This is a genomic window from Halalkalibacter suaedae (assembly GCF_017939705.1).
GTDB lineage: Bacteria > Bacillota > Bacilli > Bacillales > Bacillaceae_D > Halalkalibacter > Halalkalibacter suaedae.
In genome coordinates, this window is the sequence record NZ_JAGKSQ010000002.1 from 153,612 (window position 1) to 171,407 (window position 17,796).

At 36.0% G+C, this 17,796-nt stretch carries 20 protein-coding genes; 11 read left to right on the plus strand and 9 right to left on the minus strand.

Annotated elements, in window-relative coordinates; genetic code table 11:
• The first annotated feature begins 178 nt into the window (after window positions 1–178).
• Both J7W16_RS04795 and J7W16_RS04800 read left to right on the plus strand, forming a co-directional pair.
• Window positions 179–397, plus strand: a complete 219-nt coding sequence (locus tag J7W16_RS04795; RefSeq protein ID WP_210596637.1) for a DUF1450 domain-containing protein — start codon at window positions 179–181, stop codon at window positions 395–397.
• 55 nt (window positions 398–452) lie between these two features.
• Entirely contained in the window at window positions 453–659 is a 207-nt protein-coding gene (locus J7W16_RS04800) for a hypothetical protein (protein ID WP_210596085.1), read from the plus strand.
• A 469-nt stretch (window positions 660–1,128) separates the two neighbouring features.
• Here the strand turns inward: J7W16_RS04800 and J7W16_RS04805 are convergent, their stop codons facing one another.
• Complete coding sequence (locus J7W16_RS04805; RefSeq protein ID WP_210596086.1) at window positions 1,129–1,308, minus strand: H-type small acid-soluble spore protein; 180 nt, start codon at window positions 1,306–1,308, stop codon at window positions 1,129–1,131.
• Between the two features lie 68 nt (window positions 1,309–1,376).
• On the minus strand, window positions 1,377–2,330 hold the full coding sequence (locus J7W16_RS04810; protein WP_210596087.1) for a calcium/sodium antiporter: 954 nt from the start codon (window positions 2,328–2,330) through the stop codon (window positions 1,377–1,379).
• A 242-nt stretch (window positions 2,331–2,572) separates the two neighbouring features.
• Here J7W16_RS04810 and J7W16_RS04815 point away from each other — a divergent pair, with 242 nt between their 5' ends.
• Complete coding sequence (locus tag J7W16_RS04815; RefSeq protein ID WP_210596088.1) at window positions 2,573–3,043, plus strand: MarR family winged helix-turn-helix transcriptional regulator; 471 nt, start codon at window positions 2,573–2,575, stop codon at window positions 3,041–3,043.
• Window positions 3,027–6,143, plus strand: coding sequence for an MMPL family transporter (locus tag J7W16_RS04820; protein ID WP_210596089.1), 3,117 nt, complete (start codon window positions 3,027–3,029; stop codon window positions 6,141–6,143). Before J7W16_RS04815 ends, J7W16_RS04820 begins: the two co-directional genes overlap by 17 nt.
• Before the next feature lie 44 nt (window positions 6,144–6,187).
• Here the strand turns inward: J7W16_RS04820 and J7W16_RS04825 are convergent, their stop codons facing one another.
• Window positions 6,188–6,433 carry a DUF1292 domain-containing protein gene (locus tag J7W16_RS04825; RefSeq protein ID WP_210596090.1) on the minus strand — a complete coding sequence of 82 codons (246 nt, stop codon included), beginning with the start codon at window positions 6,431–6,433 and terminating at the stop codon, window positions 6,188–6,190.
• Window positions 6,434–6,542: 109 nt separating this feature from the next.
• Here J7W16_RS04825 and dacB point away from each other — a divergent pair, with 109 nt between their 5' ends.
• From dacB to speD, 3 genes are all read left to right on the plus strand, one after another.
• Window positions 6,543–7,988 (plus strand): D-alanyl-D-alanine carboxypeptidase/D-alanyl-D-alanine endopeptidase, encoded by a 1,446-nt coding sequence (dacB, locus tag J7W16_RS04830; protein WP_210596091.1) that lies wholly within the window; start codon window positions 6,543–6,545, stop codon window positions 7,986–7,988.
• Window positions 7,989–8,132: 144 nt separating this feature from the next.
• Window positions 8,133–8,447 carry a pyrimidine/purine nucleoside phosphorylase gene (ppnP, locus tag J7W16_RS04835; RefSeq protein ID WP_210596092.1) on the plus strand — a complete coding sequence of 105 codons (315 nt, stop codon included), beginning with the start codon at window positions 8,133–8,135 and terminating at the stop codon, window positions 8,445–8,447.
• 97 nt (window positions 8,448–8,544) lie between these two features.
• Window positions 8,545–9,363, plus strand: coding sequence for an adenosylmethionine decarboxylase (gene speD / locus J7W16_RS04840; protein WP_210596093.1), 819 nt, complete (start codon window positions 8,545–8,547; stop codon window positions 9,361–9,363).
• A 69-nt stretch (window positions 9,364–9,432) separates the two neighbouring features.
• On the opposite strand, the gene J7W16_RS04845 is transcribed toward speD, so the two are convergent.
• Window positions 9,433–9,621 (minus strand): alpha/beta-type small acid-soluble spore protein, encoded by a 189-nt coding sequence (locus J7W16_RS04845; RefSeq protein WP_210596094.1) that lies wholly within the window; start codon window positions 9,619–9,621, stop codon window positions 9,433–9,435.
• A 191-nt stretch (window positions 9,622–9,812) separates the two neighbouring features.
• Here J7W16_RS04845 and ytvI point away from each other — a divergent pair, with 191 nt between their 5' ends.
• A complete protein-coding gene (gene ytvI / locus J7W16_RS04850; RefSeq protein ID WP_210596095.1) occupies window positions 9,813–10,928 on the plus strand; it encodes a sporulation integral membrane protein YtvI in 1,116 nt (371 codons plus the stop codon).
• An 85-nt stretch (window positions 10,929–11,013) separates the two neighbouring features.
• Window positions 11,014–11,736, plus strand: coding sequence for a hypothetical protein (locus J7W16_RS04855; protein WP_210596096.1), 723 nt, complete (start codon window positions 11,014–11,016; stop codon window positions 11,734–11,736).
• A gap of 52 nt (window positions 11,737–11,788) precedes the next feature.
• On the opposite strand, the gene J7W16_RS04860 is transcribed toward J7W16_RS04855, so the two are convergent.
• Together J7W16_RS04860 and J7W16_RS04865 are read right to left on the minus strand one after the other, a co-directional pair.
• Complete coding sequence (locus tag J7W16_RS04860; protein WP_210596097.1) at window positions 11,789–11,950, minus strand: hypothetical protein; 162 nt, start codon at window positions 11,948–11,950, stop codon at window positions 11,789–11,791.
• A gap of 45 nt (window positions 11,951–11,995) precedes the next feature.
• A complete protein-coding gene (locus J7W16_RS04865; RefSeq protein ID WP_210596098.1) occupies window positions 11,996–12,712 on the minus strand; it encodes an MgtC/SapB family protein in 717 nt (238 codons plus the stop codon).
• Between the two features lie 230 nt (window positions 12,713–12,942).
• On the opposite strand from J7W16_RS04865, the gene J7W16_RS04870 reads away from it, so the two are divergent.
• Window positions 12,943–13,527: a TetR/AcrR family transcriptional regulator gene (locus J7W16_RS04870; RefSeq protein ID WP_210596099.1), complete on the plus strand. Its 585-nt coding sequence runs from the start codon at window positions 12,943–12,945 to the stop codon at window positions 13,525–13,527.
• Between the two features lie 138 nt (window positions 13,528–13,665).
• Here J7W16_RS04870 and J7W16_RS04875 read toward each other — a convergent pair whose 3' ends face one another.
• The gene (locus tag J7W16_RS04875) at window positions 13,666–14,493 is read right to left on the minus strand and encodes a deoxyribonuclease IV (protein WP_210596100.1); all 828 of its coding nucleotides are present in this window, start codon (window positions 14,491–14,493) and stop codon (window positions 13,666–13,668) included.
• Window positions 14,494–14,554: 61 nt separating this feature from the next.
• Window positions 14,555–15,049 carry a metallophosphoesterase family protein gene (locus tag J7W16_RS04880; RefSeq protein ID WP_210596101.1) on the minus strand — a complete coding sequence of 165 codons (495 nt, stop codon included), beginning with the start codon at window positions 15,047–15,049 and terminating at the stop codon, window positions 14,555–14,557.
• A gap of 144 nt (window positions 15,050–15,193) precedes the next feature.
• Between J7W16_RS04880 and J7W16_RS04885 the strand changes: the two genes are divergently transcribed.
• Window positions 15,194–16,573, plus strand: a complete 1,380-nt coding sequence (locus tag J7W16_RS04885) for a Glu/Leu/Phe/Val family dehydrogenase (RefSeq protein WP_210596102.1) — start codon at window positions 15,194–15,196, stop codon at window positions 16,571–16,573.
• Between the two features lie 85 nt (window positions 16,574–16,658).
• Here J7W16_RS04885 and J7W16_RS04890 read toward each other — a convergent pair whose 3' ends face one another.
• Window positions 16,659–17,702 carry an AbrB family transcriptional regulator gene (locus tag J7W16_RS04890; protein WP_210596103.1) on the minus strand — a complete coding sequence of 348 codons (1,044 nt, stop codon included), beginning with the start codon at window positions 17,700–17,702 and terminating at the stop codon, window positions 16,659–16,661.
• Between the last annotated feature and the right edge of the window lie 94 nt (window positions 17,703–17,796).

Sequence of the window (17,796 nt, forward strand, 5' to 3'; positions counted from 1 at the left end):
TTTTGTGAATTAATAAACTATTAAAGCCAGAGGAGTTCAAGATAATTTTCGAACTCTTCTGGCTTTTTAGTGAAAAATACTCTGAAAAAGCTATACGAAAGGAGTATTATCTGATATCATAGTTAATAATGATAATTATTCTCATTGTCATCGAGAACTACATAGGGGTGATGAAGTGATGCAGAAAATATACTTTTGTAAAGATAATGATAATACGAAGAAATTATATAAATTATTAAAAGAAAAATACCCCGATATGAAGATAAAAAGAAAAGATTGTTTAGGAAAATGTAAAACCTGTAAGCATTGTCCATTTTCCGTTTTAGATGGGAAGTTGTTGAAATGCGAAACAATTAAAGAATTAAACAAGGAAATAATTGATCGAATCGCAAATTAATTAATATAGGGATGAAAACAAAACCTCATGCTAAAGCTAAGTTGAGGTGATTGAAATGAAGGAAAAACAACAAACATTTAAGATGCCAAATCAAGCAAATGTCGGTGGAGAGATAGGTGTGCGAACGGATCTAGATCCACTACATCCATCTGCAACTATTGATCGATATGCCGGAGACTCCGTCGACGAGCATAAGGAACTAGAAAAAGCTAATGAACATTTTGCAGACGAGGAATTGTCACAGCAAAATAATAATTTATAAGAGGCTAGGACAAGAGTGATTTGAATCCGCTACCGGGATGGGGGCACGCTTTCCGCAGGCGGGCGTGGAACTAACCGGCTCCGCCGGTGGATTTCCACCTGCCCTCCCCTCCTGCAGGAGTCGGCCCCCATCCCGTCCGCTTTTTTAGAGGAGACATGGGGATTTACTTCCTCTTTAACGATCCTTATATGAATTAAATTGGCGACATAGATGAATGGGTTATGATGTCAAAAATGTTGGAAGATAAGCGGATGAGAGGTGTGGATTGACTAATACAAAAAAGACAGCTGTTGCTGTCTTTTTTGTATTAGGGCGTGTTGGCATTATAAGCCGTTTTGAATGTATAACTTATTCAGATACTCAACTGATCTCTATTCTATTTTTATTATACAAAAAGCTTATAAGGAGAATTCTCGGTTTTGATAAACTATTCTTGAAAAGCACAAAGACGGCCGTAGCCGTCTTTTGTTTAATGTTCAATTAAATTATCTAAATTTACTTCAAGTTCATTTTGCGGTTCATCTAGTGGGAAGATTCGAGCTGTCTCACTATGTTCAATGACATGTTGTATATATACTTGTTTATCTAAATATGTGACATTAGCCATAACAGGTGATTGTGCAATTTCTTGAGCACGTAACAGGTTCAAGACCTTTCACTTCCTTTCATTATTGGTTCTTTGTTATTTTGTGCTTCGGAAACTGTTCTATACAGTACTTAGTTTCTCAGAATAATGTAAATAAGATAAAGGATGTAAGCAAGTGTTAATATAAGACCTTCAATCTTACCAATTGTGTATTTAGTTCTGGAAAAAATAAACAAAATAATCGTTAATCCGAGTAATAAGATGACATCAATAAACATTTTATTATTTACTGCTAATGGGGAAATAACAGATGAAATTCCAATAACAAATAGTATGTTGAAAATCGAGCTACCGACAATATTACCAAGAGCCATTTCACTTTGTTTTTTCATTGCAGCTGTTATTGATGTTATTAGTTCAGGCAAGGATGAACCGATAGCCACGATCGTTAAACCAACCAATGTTTCACTCATTCCAAAGCGATAGGCGATAACGGTACTATTTTCTACGACAAAGTAACCACCTAGAATAATCGCTGCCAAACCACCAATCGTCAACAAAGTACTTTTGCCTATGGGTTGTTTTTCAATGTTTTCTTCAATAGAGGTATTTTGTTCTCGGCTATTTCTAGCTGCTTCAATAACGTAGTACATGAAAATTGAAAAGAAAAGTAAAAAGATGATGCCATCACTTCTTGTAATCGTATTTCCTACAATATTTTGCATTATATCATTCATTAGTACATATAGAACGATTGTCGCTAAAAAAGCAAAGGGAATTTCTTTTCGAATCGTTGTGCTTTCAACCTTTAATGGAAAGATAATTGCGGTAAGTCCAACAACTAAAGACATATTTAACAAGTTACTACCAACAATATTTCCTATCGTTACGTCAGCATTTCCTTCCAGTGCTGCGATAATACTAATTGTTGCTTCAGGAGCACCTGTACCAAATGCGACGACTGTCAAACCTATAATGAGAGGAGAGATACGAAAGCTTGTCGCAATCGCAGAAGAGCCATCAATAAAATAATCCGCTCCCTTAATTAATAATACAAACCCGAGCAATAATAGAAGATATACCATTTTATGCACCTTCCTTCTATAGTTACTTTATACTTTGCCCACAAAAAGAATGATTAACCTAAAATGAACCATTTTATATATTGTGTGAATGTAGTGAATTTAAAAAGAAAAATAGTGAATTAGTGAATGAATAATGGAATTCAACATATAGTTCAGTATCATTTAGTTGACACATTTAACAAATCTGATATAGTTAATCTCATTAATAGTTCAACTGTTGAACAGTTTGAGGGGTGAATTAATTGCGGGAAGAGCAAGTACGGGAGTTAATTGATCGTTACATAGCGGTTACCTTTTCAGTTACGAGAAAAGCGGATAGTTTGGTTAAAGCTGAAATTGGCTCTGACTTAACGAATGATCAACAATATACGTTACGGTATATTAATCGAGTAAAAGAGTGTACCTCGAGTGAACTTGCAGATATCTTTGATGTCAAGAAAAGTGCAATCACTGCTAATATCAATCGATTATGGAAAAAAGGTCTAATTAAACGCACGCGTGATGAACAAGATCGGAGAGTGGTGTACTTAACCTTAACAGATGAAGGACAAAGATTATTTTTACAAACAGAGGAGCGTGTTCAGGCACTAGTTGGATCAATCATAAATCAGTTAGATATCAAGGAGATCGAATCATTTATTGAAACTTATGAGAAGTTGAATCAAGTGTTAGACAACGTTAATGGAGGAGTAAAAAGTGAATTTTATTATTAAACATAAGTATTTTGTCTTGGTAGCTTGGCTTATTGTTGCTATTGGCTTATTTATCACGGCCCCAAATATGGCGGACCTTGTTCGTGAAAAGGGGCAACTAAACGTTCCAACTGAATATTCTTCAGCTTTAGCCGGGGATCTCCTAAAGGAAATGAGAGAAAACGAAGGAACCGGCGATCAATCTCAAGTGGTCGTAGTCTTTCATAATGAAAAAGGTTTAACGCAAGAGGATATCGCTGATGCTGAAAGCGGAATTGCCATTCTTGAGGACCGGCGAGATAAACTAGGAATCTCTGAAATTATGACTCACTTTTCACAGGAAGAATTAAGGGAGAGCCTTGTTTCAGAGGATGGAAAGACGATTATGGCACCAATAACTCTTGATTGGAATAATCGTGAAAAAGCAGATGTAACTGATGATTTGTATGGTGCACTTGATTCAATTGAAGTGGAACATTACTACACAGGTGAATGGATGATTGATGAGGACTTAGTGAATAGTTCTCAAGAAGGCCTAAAGAAAACAGAGGGAATTACTGTTGTCTTCATATTAATCGTTTTATTTTTAGTATTTAAATCCGCGATTGCTCCAATTATCCCATTAGTAACGGTTGGATTTACTTATATTGCTTCTCAATCAATTGTTTCTTTTTTAGTGGATAGATTTGATTTCCCTATCTCAAGTTATACGCAAATGTTTTTAGTCGCAATACTATTCGGTATTGGGACAGATTATTGCATTCTATTATTAAGTCGTTTTAAAGAAGAAATGTCACATCGTGAATCGGTTACTGAATCGATTGTGGAAACGTATAGAAATGCAGGAAGAACGGTATTCTTTAGTGGTCTTGCTGTGTTAGTTGGTTTTAGTGTCATTGGTTTTTCTCAATTTAAACTATTTCAATCTGCGGTAGGTGTAGCAGTAGGTGTAGCTATGCTACTAGTAGCATTATTTACAATTGTACCGTTTTTTATGGCTGTACTCGGACCAAAGCTCTTCTGGCCATCAAAAGGATCTGCAGAACATGGTGAGAATAAACTTTGGGGTCTTGCAGGTAAGTTCTCAATGGGTCGACCATTAATATCACTACTTGTTGTCGCTGCCATTTGTGTACCTTTTTTACTTACTTATGATGGAGATCTTTCCTTTAATTCATTAGAAGAAGTCAGTGGAGATGTGAAGTCGGTTAAAGCATTTAATATTATCGCTGATAGCTTTGGCCCAGGGGAATCGATGTCTACACAAATAGTGTTGAAAAATGATGAGGAATTGGATTCTGCTGAATATATTCAATTAGCTGAATCCATTTCAGATGAAGTTAAAAAAGTCGATTTAGTAAAAACGGTTCGTTCTGTTACTAGACCGACTGGTGAGCCGATCGAGGATTTTACCGTAGCAAAGCAAACTGAAATGCTCGGAGAAGGTCTTGGTGAAGGAAACGATGGAATTAATGAGATAAGCTCTGGCTTACAGGAAGCGAGTAATCAGTTAGCTAATTCCCAACCTGAACTTGAAAGTGCAACTGGAGGCATTAACGAACTAATTTCTGGTACAAATGAGGTCAAAACTGGCGTCACTCAAATCCAAACGAATCTAGCAAGAATTGAAGATGGAATTCGCCAAGGATCTGCTGGCTCTACAGAAATTAAAGACGGATTGCAACAATTAAAAGCAGGTGCAGAAACACTGGCCGCAGGACAACGTGAATTATTAGCGGGCTATACAGAAATTCAAACAACTCTTGCTACATTAAATAATGAATACTCAACTGTTGGTACTGGGTTAACGGAATTAAATAAGGCCATTTCACAAATTACTGAGGAGGATTTTGGTAATCTTGAAAATGAGTATCAAGGATTACCAGAAGATCCAATCTATCAAAAAGTCAAAGGATCAGTTCAGGCGGCCCAACAACAATTACCTCTGTTAGCTGGCGGTCTTGAAGAGCTCAATGCCGGATTATCTAGTGTAACGAGTGGAATGGGAGAAGCAAACCGCTCATTTAATGAGATTGTTTCTGGACAGCAGGAATTAGTTACTGGACTAACGGAAATTATTAGTGGAATTGAAAAGCAACAAGTTGGGTTAGAGCAGTTAGCAGATGGTCAAGGACAAATTAATGCCAATTTACCATCAATCACCAATGGTTTGACAGGTATAAATGCAGGGCAACAACAGATGTTGGATGGTTTTGGTGATCTTGGGGGACAATTATCTGAGTTAACAGAAGGGTTGACCTTAAGTGCGGATGGACTTCTGCAAGTCCATGATGGATTAACCGATGCAGAGGTATTCTTATCGGAATTATCAAACGAGGCTGATGGCTTTTATTTACCAGATGAAGTGGTTAAAAGCGAGGAATTTGCTAAAGTATTAGACACATATATGTCAGCCGATCGTAAAGTTATGACAATGGATGTTATTTTCGAAGCAAATCCTTATTCAAATGAAGCAATTAGTCAGATTGATGAAATAGAGGATGCGATTTCTAGAGCAACTACGGAAACAAAGCTTGAGAATGCTGTTGTGGCAATTGGTGGAATTACGAGTACTAATGCTGATCTAAAGGCGATGTCTTCAAAGGATTATTCAAGAACAGTCGTTTTGATGTTAGTAGGAATATCGATTATTTTAGTCTTTTTATTCCGCTCAATTATTATGTCACTTTATTTAATCGGTTCTCTCATTTTAACCTTCTATACAGCGATGGCTATTAATGAAGCAATCTATGTGAACTTGCTTGGTTATACAGGGATAAGCTGGGCTGTACCATTCTTTGCGTTCGTTATTCTTATTGCATTAGGTGTTGATTACAGTATCTTCCTTATGGACCGATTTAATGAATTTAAAAAGGTTTCCGTGGAAGAAGCCTTGTTACTCGCTATGCGTAAAATGGGAACAGTAATTCTTTCTGCGGCAGTGATCCTTGGTGGCACATTTGCAGCAATGATGCCGTCGGGTATGTTGTCACTATTACAAATAGCATCAATTGTTATTACAGGTCTTGCCTTGTATGCAATGATCATTTTACCGTTATTTGTACCGGTAATGGTTAAGCTTTTTGGCCAGGCAAATTGGTGGCCATTCAAACGAGTTTAATGACTGAAAGGAGTCTCTTAATTTTACCAGAGACTCCTTTCTTTTCATTCTGCCGGATTTGCTTGAACCGCAATTTCATAAGCAACAAGTACAGATTCTTTCTCCTCTTCTGTAATTCCAACAAGATATTGCTCGCTTTCTTCGTTTTCAACCTTCATTAATACTGTCTCTTCACCGTCTCTTAAAAGAGCAAACGTATCGTCATTCATATCAAAAAGAGCCTCAACTGAAAAGTCAGTTTCATTACCGCTTTCATCAGAAATTGTAATAACATCTCTTATTGGTTCCATTTTTTCTCCCCCATGTTTCTGACTTCTCTCTATTTTCCCCTCACTTAAAAGTAATTATTTTTATTATTTGAGGAAACGTATTAGGTAACTTGTCAAAAGGAGGATAACTATGAAAAGATGGCTATTTATTTGTTGGCTTATGGTTGTTTTTAGTGGATCAACCACCGCTTTGGCAGAGCAAACGAATGTAACATGGGCCAGGCAAATTGATAAATTAACGCAGCATAAATACTTAGAACATGCACAAGTTGGTATTAGTATCAGATCTGCAGAAAATGGAAAGATCCTCTATCAGAATAATGGGGATAACAGATTACATCCTGCCTCAAATTTGAAATTAATCACTTCTGCAATGGCCCTAGAACTTCTCGGCGTGGAACATAGGTTCGAAACTGAATTTAGAACAGATGGAGAACAACATTGGAGTATATTGGATGGTGACCTATATATCAAAGGAGGTGGGGATCCGAGTCTGACAATGACAGACATTGAAGACATGGTTCTAGCATTAAAATCTCAAGGGATTAAGGTTTTAAAAGGGGACTTGATTGCTGATGATTCAAGGTACGACTCGATCAGACATTCAAAAGATTTACCTTGGTCAGATGAAGAAACGTATTATGGTAGTGCAATTTCTGCTTTAACTGTGGCTGCTGAGGAAGGTAGTGACACTGGTACAGTGGCTGTCGAAGTAAATTCTTCTGAACATGTTGGTGGAAAGGCAAATATACGATTAGTGCCAGCTTACGGAACGATGTCTATCGTTAATAATACTAAAATGGTTTCAGAAGATAATATCGAGACGATCGCAATAACTAGAGAACATGGGGAAGAGACATTATATATTTCTGGGGAGTTCCCTAAAAACCATGAAGCCATTCAACAAATAATTAGTGTATGGAACCCAACCGATTATGTAATAAGGCTTGTAGATCAAGCATTAAAAAAACATAACATCATACATTTAGGACATTCACTAAGAAAAAAGACTCCTTCTCAATCTGATGTTTTGATTTCTCATCAATCAGAACCCTTAGGGAAACTAATCGTTCCATTGATGAAGTACAGTAACAATTCTTATGCGGAGATTTTTGTTAAAGAGATCGGAAAGGTTTGCGGTCGCAACGGTAGTTGGCAGAAAGGAATAGAGCTTGAAAAAGAAAAGCTACAACAATTAGGAATAGATACAGATAAGATAGTTATCCGTGATGGTTCTGGTCTTTCTCATATCAATTTAGTAACAGCTAATACTGTAACAAACCTCCTATTTGAGATTCAAAAGTATCCTTGGTTTCATACTTATTTGGAAGCTCTGCCCATTGCGGGTGTTCAAAGAAAAGAGATAGGGGGCACATTACGTCATCGCCTAGGTAAAACGAAAGGTAGGGTCCAAGCGAAAACAGGAACCATCTCCACGGTTACAGCCTTATCCGGCTATCTTAAAACTGATCATGAAGATGACTTGGTCTTTTCCATTATATTTAATAATGTATTAGATGAGGAAAAAGCCAAAAAGATTGAGGATGAAATTGTTTCTATACTTGTTCATTCATAAATTAAATAATAACCTGCTTCCCAATTGCTTTAATTTAATAATAAACTTTTTATATACACGAAAAAACGGTTATGCGATAATTAGAAATGCTCTGACTAGTCAGTTATTTAAGGGCGATTAATTCTAGGTGAAAGAGGGAGACATATGTCTGAATTTCAACAAGCAACAATCGTGAAGAAAGCAAATATTTATTTTGAAGGTAAGGTGACAAGTCGAACGGTAATATTAGAAAATGGAACAAAAGTGACGTTGGGTATTATGCTACCTGGTGAATATGAATTTTCAACTAGTGTGAAAGAGGAAATGGAAATTCAGGCTGGAAGACTACAATATAAATTAGCCAACGAACAATGGCAAACAATAGATGGTAGTGGCGTTTTTTATGTTCCTGCTAATGAGACATTCCAACTAAAGGTTGAGGAAGTTGTTGATTATTGTTGCTCGTATTTTAATGAATAATTTCGGTTTTTCGTTTGTTTTCCCGATAGATTGGGTACGATAAAGAGGATATAGTATATCTTTGAATGGTAGCAATCGTTTGTGGAGGATGATTAATATGAAATTAACACCAGAACAGCGTATACAATTACATGAGTTTAATAATTTAACGAAAACGCTGAGCTTTAATATGTACGATGTTTGCTATACAAAAACAAAAGAAGAGCGTGAAGCCTACATTGGATATATTGATGAGCAATATAATGCGGATCGATTAACACATATTTTAAAAAATGTGACTGAAATTATTGGAGCACATGTGCTAAATGTTGCAAAGCAAGATTATGTACCACAAGGTGCAAGTGTAACAATTCTTGTTTCAGAGGGTCCTGTGGTTGAGGTTCCGACTGAATCATATGAAGAATCTCCTGGACCATTACCTGATTCAGTTGTGATGCAACTAGATAAAAGTCATATTACAGTACATACTTATCCAGAATATCATCCAGTAGAAGGAATTAGTACATTTCGTGCAGATATTGATGTTTCTACTTGTGGAGAAATCTCTCCATTAAAAGCACTTAATTACCTTATTCATTCATTTGAAACAGATATAATGACGATGGACTATCGTGTTCGAGGATTTACTAGGGATGTGAAAGGCCATAAATTATTCATTGACCATGAAATTAACTCCATTCAAAATTATATTCCTGATGAAGTTAAAGAATACTATGATATGATTGATGTGAATATTTACCAGGAAAATATCTTTCATACGAAATGTAAATTAAAAAACTTTGATTTAGATAATTACCTATTTGGCTATAAAAAAAATACCCTTGATCAAAAAGAAATTGATGAGATTACCGAGAAGTTAACAATAGAAATGGATGAGATTTTCTATGGCAAAAACATTAATACTACTAATCAGTAACAGCTTTGCTTAAGAAAAAACAGTTTGGAGTCTATTTTTACGAGAACTCCAAACTGTTTTTTATTTTAATTAAAATTGTTTTTCTGCCATTTGTACAAGACGTTTAGTAATCTCTCCGCCTACAGATCCATTTGCACGTGAGGTAGCATCAGCGCCAAGTTGAACACCAAACTCTTGTGCAATTTCGTATTTCATTTGCTCTAAGGCACTTTCTACTCCAGGTACTAATAATTGATTTGAATTGTTGTTGCTTGCCATGATGTATCACCTCTTTCCTTTGTTATAATTGTAGTATGTGAGGGTATAAGAATACTATGCGAATATAAGCGAAGAACTTTTTACCAAATGTACGAGACTTTATATTGAACAAAAAGAAAAGATCGCTTAAAATTCAAATAAGTAAATTTCTCTTTGAACTTAATTTGTCTAAACAAGATAGGGGGACATATATGTACAATAATAAGACATTACATATGATCATAAGGTTATTAATTGTCTCCATTCTTGCTATTGTAGGATGGTTTGTTTTTTATTCCTTTATTAAACTTACCTTTCCTTTTTTAATTGCAGCTCTACTAGCGATCTTCATTAATCCTATTGTTTCATTTCTCGAAAAGAAAGCACGAATTCCTAGACCACTTGCCGTCTTAATTGGGATCATTTTCATGTTTGGGATTGTGGGGGGGATTCTCACCCTAGTTATTTGGAAAGTTATAGACGGTATTCGTTACCTGTCACAATTAATACCTGCTCAAATTGAGAGTACATCAAGTGCAGTCCAAACATACTTTAACGAAGAAATCCTTCCTTTATGGTATCAAGGAATGGGGTTTATAGATAACCTTAACACAACACAGCGGACAGCGTTGGAAGATGGAATTGAACAGATTGGTGTTCAATTTGCGGCTATTCTAGGAGCAATCGGTCAAACGCTAGCCAATAGTCTTTCAAATGTTGTCAGTGTCCTGCCTTTAACATTAACTGTATTAATTTTTATTTTATTAGCTCTGTATTTTATCAGCAAAGATTGGAACAGATTTAGAGCAAGCCTTAGAAAAAAGCTACCACCAAGTTTATTGAAAAGCACATCTCATGTTGTTTCAGATTTGAAGACGAAAGTGGTTGGGTTTGCTTATGCACAATTAATACTAATTAGCATTACAGCTGGTGTTAACTTGATTGGATTTATCATCCTCAAAGTAGAACACCCACTAACAATAGCATTGATTGTCGGCTTGGTTGATCTCTTGCCATACTTGGGGACTGGAATCATCTTAGTTCCTTGGGCGATATTTAGTTTACTAACAGGTGAAGCATTTTTTGGAATTGGGCTCCTTATTCTTTATGGAATAACGATCCTGCTTAGACAATTAGTTGAGCCAAAAGTTCTTTCATCTAATTTAGGGTTAAATCCTCTTGCAACACTTATTTCATTATTTGTTGGATTACAGCTCTTTGGTATCATTGGATTAATCATTGGACCGGTTGGCCTCGTTGTTTTTCAATCGTTATACAAAGCAAAAGCGTTAGACGGTATATGGCGATTTATAAAAGGTGAGATTTAGAGAGGTGAAAATGTAATGGTGAATGTTTAATAACCAACTAGTTGTGAAATAACAATGAGTATAGCTGATTTTCAAGGAGGACATCATGAAAAGGATCTTATGTCTATTTTTAATGTTCTTATTGGTTGGGTGTGCTCAGGAAGAAACAGAACCGGTACAGACAGAAGAACAAGATACGGAACAAGAGGAACAGGAAACTCAAAGTGAAAGAGAAAACGAAGAAGACAATGGAGTAAGTGAAGAAGATAATCAAGAGGCATCTGGGTCGACGAACCAACAGGAAGATGAAGGAGAAGCGGCATTAAGTTTTGATTCAGCAGAGGAATTAGCCGCTGCTGCTGTAAATTGGTTGGATAGTAGAGATTTTGAAACGCTTAGTCATCATATTCATCCGGAAGAAGGGGTACGATTTTCTCCTTACGCATATGTTGACGTTGACAATGATGTAGTTTTTACTCAAGAAGAACTAAGAAATATTAAAAATGATTCTTCTACGTATTTGTGGGGGCACTGGGACGGTAGCGGTGAACCGATTGAAATGACTTTTGATGAATACTACGAACGCTTTATTTACGATGAAGAATACGTAAATGCAGAAGAAGTTGGAATTGATACAAGACTTGGACAAGGGACAACAGTTGATAATAGCAAAGAGGTGTATCCTGATTCGAAAATTATTGAATATCATTTTCCTGGATTTGAGCAGGAATATGAAGGATTGGATTGGAGAAGTTTGCGTATCGTTATGGAAACAATTGATAATCAGTGGTATATTAAAGGATTCATTCATGATGAGTGGACAATCTAAATGAAAAAGTGCTGTTAAAGGTTGTAACCTTTAACAGCACTTTTTTATACGATTAAGACGGATTATGTTGACTTTCTTCGTATGCGATAAGAATAACGTCTTTTTCAGTTTCGTTCTTGATCTCAGCTTCTAAGCCTTTGACTCGTTCGACCAATTCAGAGCTTAACTGAGCTGTTGTAAAACGGTCATTATCAAGTGGTTCTAGTTCTTTCATTAGTGAACGCCCCCTTGTTTATAGGGTTACATTAAAAACAATCTTCTATTCCAGGAGTGCTTCTTGATAATCCATGGTCATCTTCGTAATCTCTTTTAACTCACGTAGCTCCGTCAGTAAAGGAAGCTGGTTACTAACATCTGCCCCTCTTAAAAGGAAAGTATAATGCATTTTAGTATCAAGTGATTCTATATTTGATTTTATTACAGTTATTTTCTGATCGCTTAGTATATTTATAATTGAATTAAATGTAGTTTCCTGCTCAACTACGTAAATCGATAGGAGAGAAGTTTTTTTGGATTCTTTCCATTTCAATTTATGTTCCAATGAGTTTAATGTTAGCAAAGTTAAAAAAACAATAAACGTCGTAATTATTGCTTCATAATACATACCTACTCCGACAACGAGTCCGATTGCGGCTACTAGCCAAATTGAGGCAGCTGTTGTCAAACCCTGAACACCACGTCTACCTTGAACAAGAATTGTTCCCGCACCTAAAAAGCCAATTCCGCTAACGACATATGACGGAATACGTGCAGGGTCTATCATTGAAACACCTTCATTTTCGGCTATGAATTCACTAAAACCATTTAAAGATAATAACATTAACAAGCAAGAACCTAAACCAACAAGGATGTGAGTTCGTAAACCAGCTGGTCTATTTTTAATTTCACGTTCTAACCCAATAAGTCCACTTAAGAAAATAATTGTGACAAGCCTTATAGCAGTTTCAAGCATTTCTTCGTTGAAAAAAGTATCCATTTTAGACCTCCATAAAAAATTAGTTCTCTCTAGAATATTTGATTACGACGGATATGTATACATCTAATAGATGATTTGATACCTTTTATAACAAAGAAATTTCCTTGTGTTGTTGCAAAAACTAATTAAATTAGTTTAAAGTTAATCTAAGAAGATAAGAGTGATGGATTAAAAATTGAGAACTATACAATTAAAATCAATTACCATTTAGGTAGGGGTGGAATAAATAAATGTCACCAAGAGTTGGACTTGAGATGAGTCAAATTTTAAAGACAGCGGCCGAAATGATTGATAGTGAAGGTAATCATGAGTTAACTTTGACGAAACTTGCTCAAAAGTTGGCAATCAAGCCACCTTCCTTATATAATCATATAACTAATTTACAGGATCTAAGAAATCGTCTTTCATTATATGGGTTACGGATGTTGTATGATGACATGCTAATGGCTACTACTGAAACAGAACCTGATCAATTAAGAGCACTCGCAAGAGCATATATCACTTTTGCACGAAACCATCCTGGATTATACGAAGTGACATTAAAGGCTCCTGAAAAGTTAAATGATATAAAAAATGAAGAAATCGGAAAGCAAATTATTGATTTAGTTATAAAATGCCTCAAACCATATAAGTTATCCTATGAAGAGTCTATTCATGCAGTGAGAGTATTTCGGAGCACACTTCACGGATTTGCATCACTTGAACGGCAAGGTGGATTTGGGATAGAGCTTAGCATTGACGAGAGTATTGAATTTTTCTTGAAAACGTATGTAACCGGTATTAAGGTGATTTTTAGAAGTGAACCAAGTGTCTGATCACTTTTTTCTGGGAATTTACATGATCCAAAGAGGCTGAGACAGGTGAGGCCACTACAAGAGTACCTTTTTCAGTGGCCTCTTTTGAATTGTATCAATACAGTCTTCATATATTATAAGCTATGTAAACAGTCATGGTTAATACCAGCTTTTTAAGAGAGCTATTTCCTCAGGATGTGATGCTGTTTCATTCTTGGGTGTTTCTAAAATAAGAGGAATTTGATTACAAACCTTAGAACGCAAGATGGTTTGTAATTGAGTTGTTGCGATATGACCAGTAGAAAGATTAGCATGTCTGTCTTTTCTCGAAGAAACTGGATACTTAGAATTATTAAAATGAATCAAATCCAAATGGGAGAAAAAGTCGAGTTCAATTCCTTTCGTCTCCAATTCAAGCCAATTATCACCTGTCCATATGCCACTAGCAAAGGCATGACATGTATCGAAACAAAATCCTATTTGATGGGGATAATCAGATAGTTCTCTAATTTGTACCATCTCTTCAATCGTAATTCCCATATCAGAGCTCACGCCAGCATTGTTTTCGATTAGCAATCTAGCCGAGCCTTGCCAATGGGTGAGGACATTATTTATCATTGCTATCATTTTTGTATAACCCTCCAGTGGTTCCAGCTGTTTCGATGATCCGAAATGGACAACTACCCCGATCGACCCACATGATTCTGCTATTTCAAGATCATTTAAGAGTGATTGTATAACTTGTTGTTGGGCTACATTATTCTCAGGGATTAAATTGGTTGGATACGAGCTATGTGCAACAGAGACGATGTCGTTTTCAATACAAAAATCCCTACATTGTTTAGTGTCCAATGGATTAAACTCTTTAATTGATAAACTTCTTGGATTTTTAGGGAAGTACTGAAACGCGTTACCCCCCATTTTGCTTATTGTTTTTGCTGCGCCAAAATAACCATTAGCAATACTCACATGACTTCCAATAAACATTTCTGTTCCTCCCTTCATACGTGTAGTATGGAGCAAGAAGAACAGAGGTACTCGATAAATATTATTTCTTCTCAAAAAACACATGTTCCGTTGTGATTGTTTTGTTAATCGTTAACTTTCCATAAGAATAATATGGTTGTCTCCTTTTATCTGTTAGAGAGCCTGGATTAAAAAGCACTATACCATCGATATTCTTAATTAAGGGGATATGAGAATGACCGAAAATAATGAGGTCGACTTCCGTACCTTGAAAAGCTTTCAGTGCTCTTTTTTCTGTTGTTGTCCCTTTTCCATGACCATGAACCACTCCAATTTTAAATCCATTGATAGCTAATAGTAATTTATCTGGTAGAAAGGTTAGTAATTCATCATTATCGACATTACCAATTACTCCTTTCACTTCGGAATATTGTGAGAGCTCCTTATATACTTCAATGGACTGCCAATCACCTGCATGGACAATCAAATCTGCTTTTAACAGTTCTGATTTTAATATTGGTGGTAATAGCTTAGCTTTATTAGGAATATGAGTATCGGAAATAACAATAACATTCATTAAATCACCCTTTTTAACTATTTTCTTGAACAATTTTTTTGGGAAAAGGCGAAGTTTAATAATATAAGTTTGGCTGTTACAAAATAGTGGAATGTTATTAATAGATATTAGCTTAACTCGAAATACAAATCAATGGAGGTTATCATGTCTAGCCAAACAGGAGCAATTGTTCAAAAGTCGTTAGAAGCATTACTTGAGGACACATCTTTTTTGCCGGATTTAGTTGGTGCTACTCGTAACCAAGCCTTTACTTCTCTCGCGGCGATTCTTTCCACCCCTAATAAAGTGTATAAATCATTTCTTCGAGTACCATTAGATAATGGTGAGGTTGTTCGTATACCTTCTTTTCGTGTTCAACACAATAATGCACTTGGTCCTTATAAAGGTGGTATTCGCTTTCACGAATCAGTTAATGAAGAGGAAGTTATTAATTTAGCTGCATTAATGACGTTAAAAAATGCACTGCATGATGTTCCTTATGGAGGTGGGAAAGGCGGTGTCATTATTAATCCAAGAGAACTATCGTCTAAGGAGCTTCATCTTGTTTGTAGAAAATATGTACAATATTTCAGTGACAGTATAGGACCAGATAAAGATATCCCAGCCCCTGATGTAGGTTCAGGAGAACGGGAAATGGATTGGATGATGGCGGAATATAAAAACATCAGACCTGGACAACCTTATCGAGGGAGTTTCACAGGGAAAAGTATTGAAAACGGAGGCTCATTGGGGAGAAGAGAAGCTACTGGAAAAGGTGTCTATTTTACTTTTCGTTATATGCTGCACGATTTTCTAAAAGAACAAAGAGCGTTTTTAGCAAACACATCAAATGTATTTGCAGAAACCCTTTTGGGATATGAAGAGCAACCATTATCGGTTGCCGTCCAAGGATTCGGAAATGTAGGTTCAGTTGCCGCACTAGAAGCATACCATTGTGCGTACTTGCAAAACAAAGTAGTTAGTGTCAGTGACCGCAATGTTATGCTTTACAACTCGGAAGGATTGGATATCCCCTCTTTAATCCAATATACAAGTCAACATCATGGTGATTTACCAGAAACAGAGCAAGCGTTAGATGAGATAGGAGTAAAAGCAACTATTCATAAAAATACTGATATCTTAACAATGGATGTGGATGTTTTAATTTTAGCTGCACTTGAAGATCAAATCCATCAAGGGAATATGGAGCAAATAAAAGCCAAAATTCTTGTAGAGGGTGCCAATGCTCCCGTTACAGGCGAAGCAGATCACTATTTAAATGAAAAAGGAGTCATTATTATCCCAGACATTCTAGCCAATGCTGGTGGTGTGATTGTGTCATACTTCGAATGGCTACAAGGGAGAGAAACTCAGTTCTATAAAGAAGAAGAAGTATTTAAATTGCTATTCGATAAAATGAAAGCAACAATGGACTCCATTCTTCCTCAATTTTTTGGTGATCCTTATCCACTAAGACAAAATTGCTATATCCACTCCGTTATGAAATTATCTTCCGTATTATTTAAACAAGGGAAGCTCTATTAATATAAGTAGTGAAAAAAACAACATGCTACCTAGGTGAATGTCGGTAGCATGTTGTTTATTTTTTAGTCAATCTAAGAGAAATAGACTATGTGTTAATTTCCCTTGAGAAATACCATTTTAAAGCTGGAGGAACTAAGATAATTATTATAAGAATTCTAGTTAACTGAAGAGAGCTGACTATTGCTGGATCTGCTCCAACGATTGATGCAGTCAGTACCATTTCAATTAATCCACCAGGGGCGACGCTCAAAATGGCTGTCGGAAGTGTTAGCGAAGTGAGGGAAGCTAATAACGCTCCTAGTCCAAAGGAGACTATGATTAAAGCAATAGCAACACCAAAATAAACAAATCCATATTTTCCACCTGCACGGATATCTTGAAAAGAGATGTTTTTCCCTAAACCAATACCTACAGCTGTTTGAGCACCTAATACTAAGTAGTTAGGTACATTAAGTAATTCAATCGGACTTATATGTAGGAACGCTGTAATAGCCAGAGGTACGATCACAATTCCAGCCGGAATTTTATCCTTTAGTATGAATCCTCCAATTGCTGGAATGAGAAACCAGAGCATTTGCCAATCCAGTGTGGAATATGGATTGTTTTCAACGATTATATAATCAGTTACTTGATTTGGAAAGAAATAAATAATAACTGCTGGCACAGTAAATAGGACAGTTAACAACCGAATCGTTTGAAAAATAACAACATAGGATGATTTCGCATGAAGAGCTTCGCTTGCAATGACCATTTCTGTTAACCCACCAGGAATGGAACCAAAAACACTTGTCATTTTGTCAACATTAATCCAACGAGTAACAAAAATACTAATAACAATGCTCGTCAAGATTAAAATGACTGTTAACATAGTATAAGGAACCAAATATGGCCACACAGATGTCACTGTGTCTATTGTAAAGTACATCCCAAAATATATCCCAAGTATGATTAGACCAATATTCTTAATGAGGTTTGGCCAATAAATTGTTCGTTTAGTTGTTCCTTGCCATATCATAATAAAGGTTAATGCCCCGAGGACCCATGGTAAGGGGAGATTCAAATGGTTAAATAAATATCCACCAAGCAAACCAATTATGATTGTCTCAATTAATCGTAAACTAGATAACATCGTTAAGCCCCCTAGCCCTTATACTTTCTTAAATTAAATTGTATCATATATTTGTTTCGTCTTTCTAAATAAAGATTTTTTCATATGTATGGTA

Coding starts and splice junctions, on each gene's coding strand:
- J7W16_RS04795 (WP_210596637.1), top strand. CDS start 179: ATGCAGAAAATATACTTTTGTAAAGATAATGATAATACGAAGAAATTA.
- J7W16_RS04800 (WP_210596085.1), top strand. CDS start 453: ATGAAGGAAAAACAACAAACATTTAAGATGCCAAATCAAGCAAATGTC.
- J7W16_RS04810 (WP_210596087.1), bottom strand. CDS start 2,330: ATGGTATATCTTCTATTATTGCTCGGGTTTGTATTATTAATTAAGGGA.
- J7W16_RS04825 (WP_210596090.1), bottom strand. CDS start 6,433: ATGGAACCAATAAGAGATGTTATTACAATTTCTGATGAAAGCGGTAAT.
- dacB (WP_210596091.1), top strand. CDS start 6,543: ATGAAAAGATGGCTATTTATTTGTTGGCTTATGGTTGTTTTTAGTGGA.
- ppnP (WP_210596092.1), top strand. CDS start 8,133: ATGTCTGAATTTCAACAAGCAACAATCGTGAAGAAAGCAAATATTTAT.
- speD (WP_210596093.1), top strand. CDS start 8,545: ATGAAATTAACACCAGAACAGCGTATACAATTACATGAGTTTAATAAT.
- J7W16_RS04845 (WP_210596094.1), bottom strand. CDS start 9,621: ATGGCAAGCAACAACAATTCAAATCAATTATTAGTACCTGGAGTAGAA.
- ytvI (WP_210596095.1), top strand. CDS start 9,813: ATGTACAATAATAAGACATTACATATGATCATAAGGTTATTAATTGTC.
- J7W16_RS04855 (WP_210596096.1), top strand. CDS start 11,014: ATGAAAAGGATCTTATGTCTATTTTTAATGTTCTTATTGGTTGGGTGT.
- J7W16_RS04860 (WP_210596097.1), bottom strand. CDS start 11,950: ATGAAAGAACTAGAACCACTTGATAATGACCGTTTTACAACAGCTCAG.
- J7W16_RS04865 (WP_210596098.1), bottom strand. CDS start 12,712: ATGGATACTTTTTTCAACGAAGAAATGCTTGAAACTGCTATAAGGCTT.
- J7W16_RS04870 (WP_210596099.1), top strand. CDS start 12,943: ATGTCACCAAGAGTTGGACTTGAGATGAGTCAAATTTTAAAGACAGCG.
- J7W16_RS04875 (WP_210596100.1), bottom strand. CDS start 14,493: ATGTTTATTGGAAGTCATGTGAGTATTGCTAATGGTTATTTTGGCGCA.
- J7W16_RS04880 (WP_210596101.1), bottom strand. CDS start 15,049: ATGAATGTTATTGTTATTTCCGATACTCATATTCCTAATAAAGCTAAG.
- J7W16_RS04885 (WP_210596102.1), top strand. CDS start 15,194: ATGTCTAGCCAAACAGGAGCAATTGTTCAAAAGTCGTTAGAAGCATTA.
- J7W16_RS04890 (WP_210596103.1), bottom strand. CDS start 17,702: ATGTTATCTAGTTTACGATTAATTGAGACAATCATAATTGGTTTGCTT.